Annotated in this window: 5 protein-coding genes and 1 pseudogene; 2 read left to right on the top strand and 4 right to left on the bottom strand. The window is 73.1% G+C overall.

Going from position 1 to position 6,987, the window contains the following annotated elements; all coding sequences use genetic code 11:
* The coding region (locus L1885_RS20395) for a Tex family protein (RefSeq protein WP_235798610.1) at window positions 1-2,267 on the bottom strand (2,267 nt) is incomplete at its 3' end.
* A 544-nt stretch (window positions 2,268-2,811) separates the two neighbouring features.
* On the opposite strand from L1885_RS20395, the gene L1885_RS20400 reads away from it, so the two are divergent.
* Window positions 2,812-3,285 carry an ATP-binding protein gene (locus tag L1885_RS20400; protein WP_235798606.1) on the top strand — a complete coding sequence of 158 codons (474 nt, stop codon included), beginning with the start codon at window positions 2,812-2,814 and terminating at the stop codon, window positions 3,283-3,285.
* On the opposite strand, the gene idi is transcribed toward L1885_RS20400, so the two are convergent.
* From idi to galE, 3 genes are all read right to left on the bottom strand, one after another.
* Window positions 3,251-3,844, bottom strand: a complete 594-nt coding sequence (gene idi, locus L1885_RS20405; protein ID WP_235798607.1) for an isopentenyl-diphosphate Delta-isomerase — start codon at window positions 3,842-3,844, stop codon at window positions 3,251-3,253. The two genes, L1885_RS20400 and idi, sit on opposite strands and share 35 nt — an antisense overlap.
* 553 nt (window positions 3,845-4,397) lie before the next feature.
* Window positions 4,398-5,333: a cation diffusion facilitator family transporter gene (locus L1885_RS20410; protein ID WP_235798608.1), complete on the bottom strand. Its 936-nt coding sequence runs from the start codon at window positions 5,331-5,333 to the stop codon at window positions 4,398-4,400.
* 132 nt (window positions 5,334-5,465) lie between these two features.
* Complete coding sequence (gene galE / locus L1885_RS20415) at window positions 5,466-6,449, bottom strand: UDP-glucose 4-epimerase GalE (protein WP_235798609.1); 984 nt, start codon at window positions 6,447-6,449, stop codon at window positions 5,466-5,468.
* A 213-nt stretch (window positions 6,450-6,662) separates the two neighbouring features.
* On the opposite strand from galE, the pseudogene L1885_RS20420 reads away from it, so the two are divergent.
* Window positions 6,663-6,987: pseudogene (locus L1885_RS20420) on the top strand (CDP-alcohol phosphatidyltransferase family protein); the annotation flags it as partial.

Below are 6,987 nucleotides of genomic sequence, written 5' to 3' on the forward strand. Positions count from 1 at the left end.
CCACCGCGCCGGTCGCGACCGCCGCCCTGGCGCTGCTGCGGGGCGCGCCCCTCGGTCCGGTCGCGGCCGCCGCCCTCCGCGCGTCCCGCGCCCGGCTCGTCCTCCAGCCGCAGGGTCAGCGAGATCCGCTTGCGGGGGATGTCCACGTCGAGCACCTTGATCCGCACCACGTCGCCGGGCTTGACGACGTCCCGCGGGTCCTTCACGAACGTCCGCGACATGGCGGACACGTGGACCAGGCCGTCCTGGTGCACACCGATGTCGACGAAGGCGCCGAACGCGGCCACATTGGTGACCACGCCCTCCAGGATCATCCCCGGGGACAGGTCGCCGATCTTCTCGACGCCCTCCTTGAAGGTGGCGGTCTTGAACGCGGGCCGCGGGTCGCGCCCCGGCTTCTCCAGCTCGCGCAGGATGTCCGTGACCGTCGGCAGGCCGACCGAGTCGCCCACGAAGTCACCGGGCTTCAGCGACCGCAGCACCGACGTGTTGCCGATGAGCGCCGCGACCTCCGTGCGCGCCGACTTCACCATGCTCCGCACGACCGGGTAGGACTCGGGGTGCACGCTGGAGGCGTCCAGCGGGTCCTCGCCGTCCCGGATGCGCAGGAACCCGGCACACTGCTCGTACGCCTTCGGGCCGAGCCGCGCCACGTCCTTCAGGGCCCTGCGCGAGGTGAACGGGCCGTTCGTGTCGCGGTGCGTGACGATGTTCTCCGCGAGGCCCGAACTGATTCCCGACACCCGGGAGAGCAGTGGGGCCGACGCGGTGTTCACGTCGACGCCGACACCGTTCACGCAGTCCTCGACCACCGCGTCCAGCGAACGCGACAGCTTCACCTCGGACAGGTCGTGCTGGTACTGGCCCACGCCGATGGACTTCGGGTCGATCTTGACCAGTTCGGCCAGCGGGTCCTGGAGCCTTCGCGCGATCGAGACCGCGCCGCGCAGCGACACGTCCATGCCGGGAAGTTCCTGCGAGGCGAACGCGGACGCCGAGTACACCGAGGCGCCCGCCTCGCTCACCATCACCTTGGTCAGCCCCAGTTCGGGGTATTTCGCGCAGAGTTCCCCGGCGAGCTTGTCGGTCTCGCGGGACGCCGTGCCGTTGCCGATGGCGATGAGCTCGACCGCGTGCTCCTTCGCGAGCCTCGCGAGCGAGGCGAGCGCCGCGTCCCACTTGTTGGCCGGCACGTGCGGGTAGATCGTGTCCGTCGCGACGACCTTGCCCGTCGCGTCGACCACCGCCACCTTCACGCCCGTGCGGAAGCCCGGGTCGAGGCCGAGGGTCGCCCGTGTCCCGGCGGGGGCGGCGAGCAGCAGGTCGCGCAGGTTCGACGCGAAGACGCGCACCGCCTCGTCCTCCGCGGCCGTGCGCAGCCGCAGCCGCAGGTCGATGCCGAGGTGCACGAGGACGCGGGTGCGCCACGCCCACCGCACGGTGTCCGCCAGCCACTTGTCGCCCGGCCGGCCGCGGTCGGCCACGCCGAAGCGGCGCGCGATCATGTTCTCGTACGCGCTCGGGCCCGGTTCGCCGGACGGCTCCTCGGGCTCCAGGGTGAGGTCGAGCACGTCCTCCTTCTCGCCCCGGAACATCGCCAGCACCCGGTGCGACGGCAGCTCCGTCAGCGGCTCGGTGAAGTCGAAGTAGTCGGCGAACTTCGCGCCCGCCTCCTCCTTGCCCTCCCGCACCTTCGCGGCCAGCCTGCCGCGCCCCCACATCCGCTCGCGCAGCTCGCCGATCAGGTCGGCGTCCTCCGAGAAGCGCTCGGTGAGGATCGCGCGGGCGCCGTCGAGGGCGGCGGCGGCGTCGGCCACGCCCTTGTCCGGGTCCACGAACGCCGCCGCGGCCGCGGCCGGTTCGGCCGAGGGGTCGGCCAGCAGGCCCTCCGCCAGCGGCCCGAGGCCGGCCTCGCGTGCGATCGCCGCCTTCGTGCGCCGCTTGGGCTTGTAGGGCAGGTAGATGTCCTCCAGGCGGGCCTTGGTGTCCGCCGTCCGGATGCGGGCCTCCAGCGCGTCGTCCAGCTTGCCCTGCTCGCGCACGGAGTCGAGCACGGCCGTCCGGCGCTCCTCCAGCTCCCGCAGATAGCGCAGGCGTTCCTCCAGGGTCCGCAGCTGCGCGTCGTCGAGCATCTCGGTCGCTTCCTTGCGGTAGCGCGCGATGAACGGGACGGTCGAACCGCCGTCGAGCAGCGCAACGGCCGCCTCGACCTGCCGCTCCCGTACGCCGAGTTCCTCGGCGATCCTGCCTTCGATGGTCGTCGTCACTGTCACGCTCCGCTTGTGTGTCCGTTACGCGCTCTGCATTGTGGCAGGTGGCTGCGACAGCCGCGGGCGCGACAGGGGGTCTGTCGCCGGCCGGCGGCGCGAAGCCCCCTCCACCCGGGCGGGCGGGGCCGCGGACGGGCGCACACCGCGTACGCCGCCCGGGCGCGTCGCGGGAGCACGGCCGCGCGGCGTGCGGCGGATGGGGGAGGACGGGGGAGAACGGGGGAGAGGACGGAAGGGGACGCGGGCGCCCGGCTCGTGCTGCGGGCGTTCCGGGCGCTCGCCGCTCCCTACGCCCCGGCGCCGTCGGCTGCCGCCGGATTATGCCCCATGCGTGTGCCGTTCTGGAGGCCGCTCACTACGGACAGTTGCGGACACCCTTCGGGCTCAACCGATCGATCGGTCCCTGTTTTCAGACTCTCACGGTCGCGAAACGTCGATAGCCGCTGACTTGTGTTCAGCGTCCCAAGGCCCGCCCGGGCGCGCGAAGACTCGGTGCCGCGAGAGGCCAACGGGGAAACGAGACAAGGGTGGGTGCCGCAGGATGGACAGCCGCGGGAGTGTTCCGGTCCGGCCACTGCCGTACGAGGGGGTGTGGCGCTTCACCGCCCCCGCCGTCGACGCGTCCGTGCCGCGGGCGCGCCACGCGGTCCGCGACCTGCTCGCTCGCCAGGCGGTGCCGGCGGACGACGACCTGGTCCAGATGGTGCTGCTGATCGTCTCGGAACTGGTGACCAACGCCGTGCGCCACGCCGCGGTCCTCTCGCCCGAGGTCGCGGTCGAGGTCGCCGTGGACGACGCCTGGCTCAGGGTGTCCGTGGAGGACGACCACCCCTACCGGCCGAAGCCGCTGGAGCGGGACCAGACCAGGCCGGGCGGGCGGGGGCTGCTGCTGGTGCAGGAGATCTCCCGCGAGGCCGGCGGTGCCTGCGACGTCGAGCACACCGCCGGCGGCGGGAAGGTGGTGTGGGCGGCCCTGCCGCTCACCAGCCCGACTGCGCCCCCGTCAGCTCCCTGACCGCCGGGCGCACCGCGTCCAGGACCGTCACGAACCAGGTGGAGAACTCGTCCTGCGCGCGGCGCTTCTCCAGCTCCTCGGCGGAGACGAAGACGTACTCCGCGATCTCCTCCGGGTCGGGCGCGGGCGTCGCCTGCACGAGCCCCACGAACAGGTGGTTGAACTCCTGCTCCACGAGGCCCGACGCCGGGTCCGGGTGGTTGTAGCGGACCGTGCCCGCCTCTCCCATGAGCGACGGCGAGACGCCGAGTTCCTCGAACGTGCGGCGGGCGGCGGCCGCGAACGGTGCCTCGCCGGGGTACGGGTGGCCGCAGCAGGTGTTGGACCACACGCCGGGGGAGTGGTATTTGGACAGCGCCCGGCGCTGGATCAGCAGTCGGCCCTGCTCGTCGAAGAGGAAGACGGAGAACGCCCGGTGCAGCTGCCCCGGTGCCTGGTGTGCGGCGAGCTTCTCGGCGGTCCCGATCGTGCGTCCCTGCTCGTCGACGAGTTCCAGCAAGATCGTTTCCTGTGCGTCCGCCTGCGCGCTGTCCGCCGTGGTGACTGGTGTGGTCGGCATAACCGTCCTTCGCTTCGGGCCTCGGCCCCCAAGTCTGCCGTACAAGCACCCCGTGCCCGCACTTCGGGGGCGCGGTCATGATCCATTCCCACGATTGCCGCGGCGGACACCCGCGCCGTCCGGGTGCCCAGGCGGCGCGCCGAGTCGCGGGGGCGGCGCGCGCACGCCACGCACCACCACTTCTCGCGCCCGCGCCCCCTCGTGCCGTCGAGGACGCCGTTCGCCTCTCACTCGCGGGCGCCGTCCTCACCCCCGCCCCGAGAGCCGTGCCGACCGCCGGACGCGTGGGCCAGGCGGCAGTCGGCGGTACCCCGTCCATGGTCGCGTCGGCGCCTCGCCCCGGTGGTGCCGGAGCCGCTTCCCGCCGCGCGGCCGGACTCCGGGCGCGGCGCCGGGCGGCCGCCGCTGTACGCCGTGACGGCTGACGGCTGACGGCTGACGGCTGACGGCTGACGGGTGACGGCTGACGGCTGTGAGTCGGCCGTGCCCGCCCGCGCGTGTCGTCGGGTTCCCCGGCCCGGGCGCCGGCGCCGCCGGCCACCCGAAGAGGCCGTCAGGGGCAGAGACCGGCCTCGTGCTCCGCGTGCCCGCCCGGCTCCAGCTGGAAGGTGCAGTGCTCCACGTCGAAGTGGTGGCCGAGGCAGTTCTGCAGGTCGTGGAGGATCTTCTCGTGGCCGGCCGCGTCCAGCGCCTCCTGGTCCACGACCACGTGCGCGGACAGCACCGGCATTCCCGAGGTGATCGTCCAGGCGTGCAGGTCGTGCACGTCCACCACCTCGCGCATGGCCAGCATGTGCGCCCGCACCTCCGCCATGTCCACGCCCTTCGGTGCCGCCTCCAGGAGCACCTCCAGGGTCTCCCGCAGCAGCTTCACGGCCCGCGGCACGATCATCACACCGATCAGCAGTGACGCGATCGGGTCGGCGAGCTGCAAGCCGGTGGCCAGGATGACCCCGGCGGAGACGAGGACCGTGAAGGAGCCGATGGTGTCGGCGAGCACCTCCAGATAGGCCCCGCGCACATTGAGGCTCTCGCGCTGCCCGCGCATCAGCAGCAGGAGCGAGACGGCGTTGGCGACGAGGCCCACGACGGCGAACGCGATCGTCAGCCCGCCCCTGGTGTCCGGCGGCTCGATGAACCGCTCGACGGCCTCGTACAGGAGGAACGCGCCCACGCCGAGCAGCAGCAGGCAGTTGGCGAGGGCGGCCAGGATCTCCGCACGCGCGTACCCGAAGGTGCGGCTCTCGTCGGCGGGCCGCGCCGCGAAGTGGATGGCCAGCAGCCCCATGCCGAGCCCGAGCGCGTCGGTCGCCATGTGGCCCGCGTCCGCGATCAGGGCGAGCGAGCCGGAGACGACACCGCCCGCGATCTCCACGGCGGTCACGGCCAGGGTGATGGCGAGGGCCACGCGCAGCCGGCTGCGGTAGCCGGTCGTCACCGTGCCGCCCGGCGGGCCGTGGGCGTGCCCGTGATCGTGCCCTGCCCCCATGGGCCACCTCCCCGAACGCTGTCCGACGACTCAGTGAACTACGGGCAGGGGGTATGGGGCAACACGACGCTGAACACCGTTGTCATCTCATCTGACCTGCGGAAATGCCCGCAGGTCAGCGCTCCGGACAGATCATCCGACCGGTGTGGCGGGGTGGCTGAGGCGCCACCCGGCCCATGCGGATTCCACCATCTCGCGTACCCCCCGCTTCGCCGTCCAGCCCAGCTCCGCGGTGATCCGCTCCACCGAAGCGACGGCCGTCGGCGCGTCCCCGGGGCGCCGGGCCTCCAGCACCGGCGCCGTCGCGCTGCCCGTCACGTCCGCCACCACGGCGGCGAGCTCCCGCACGGAGACGCCCTCGCCCCGGCCGATGTTCACCGTCAGGTCCCCGCCGTCGCGCGAGGCGAGGGCGCGCGCCACGGCCAGGTGCGCGTCCGCCAGGTCGGCGACGTGGATGTAGTCCCGGACGCAGGTCCCGTCCGGCGTCGGATAGTCCGTGCCGAAGATGCGCGGGGCCTCGCCCCGCGTGATGCGGTCGAAGAACATCGGCACGATGTTGAAGACGCCCGTGTCGGACAGCTCGGGGGACGCGGCGCCCGCCACGTTGAAGTACCGCAGGCACGCCGTGGACAGCCCGTGCGCCCGGCCCGCGGCACGCACCAGCCACTCGCCGACGAGCTTCGTCTCCCCGTAGGGGCTGATGGGGGCGGTCGGCGTCCCCTCGGTGATGCGCCCGGAGCCGTCCGGGTTGCCGTACACGGCGGCCGACGACGAGAACAGGAAGCTGCGCACGCCGCACGCGACGACGGCGTCGAGCAGGGTCGTGAGACCCGCCACGTTCTCCCGGTAGTACCGCAGCGGCTGCTCCACCGACTCGCCGACCTGCTTCTTGGCCGCGAGATGCACCACACCGCTCACGCCGTGCTCGGCGATCACCCGCTCGACCAGGTCCCGGTCCGCCACCGAGCCCCTGACCAGGGGCACGGAGGCCGGCAGCCGCTCGGCGATGCCGCTCGACAGGTCGTCCAGCACCACGGCCGACTCACCAGCCCCGGTCATGGAGCGCACCACGTGCGCGCCGATGTACCCCGCCCCGCCCGCGATCAGCCACGTCATGGCGTCACTCTAGAGGCTGACGGCCGGGCCGTGCGGCGCGGCGGGTGGCGCCCGGCCGTGCCGTCGTCGACGATCCCCGCACAACCTCGCAGCAGACCGGGGAGTCCGAGGCGTAAACGGTCGGTGAACTCGGTCTTCAGTTCATCCGATAGCCTCTGCCGACGTGCAGCGGCCCGCGCACCCCGATCTGCCAGTGCCAAGGAGTGAGTTCGTCTGTCGACCGCAATCCTCACAGGTCACCCGGTGCCCGGATCGCCGCTCGACGGCCATCTGAGGTCCCTGGGCTTCGACGTGCGCTCCGCCGGCGACGGCGCGGACGCCGCGCGCCTGGTCGCCGCCGCCCCCGCGGGCGAGCGGGTCGCCCTCGTCGACACACGGTTCGTCGGCCACCTGCACGCACTGCGTCTCGCGCTGACGGACCCCCGCTTCCCGCTGTCCGCGACGACGGGCGTCGTGACGGCCCGGCCCGAGGCCCGCGCCGCCCTCGTCCGCGCGCTCGGCGAGTCCGGGCGCGACGCCGTGCCGCCCGCCGCACCCG

It is taken from the genome of Streptomyces fuscigenes, assembly GCF_021556455.1.
GTDB lineage: Bacteria > Actinomycetota > Actinomycetes > Streptomycetales > Streptomycetaceae > Streptomyces > Streptomyces fuscigenes.

Excerpts from the sequence above, each read along its gene's own strand:
- idi (WP_235798607.1), bottom strand. The coding sequence starts at position 3,844 with ATGCCGACCACACCAGTCACCACGGCGGACAGCGCGCAGGCGGACGCA.
- galE (WP_235798609.1), bottom strand. The coding sequence starts at position 6,449 with ATGACGTGGCTGATCGCGGGCGGGGCGGGGTACATCGGCGCGCACGTG.
- L1885_RS20400 (WP_235798606.1), top strand. The coding sequence starts at position 2,812 with ATGGACAGCCGCGGGAGTGTTCCGGTCCGGCCACTGCCGTACGAGGGG.
- L1885_RS20410 (WP_235798608.1), bottom strand. The coding sequence starts at position 5,333 with ATGGGGGCAGGGCACGATCACGGGCACGCCCACGGCCCGCCGGGCGGC.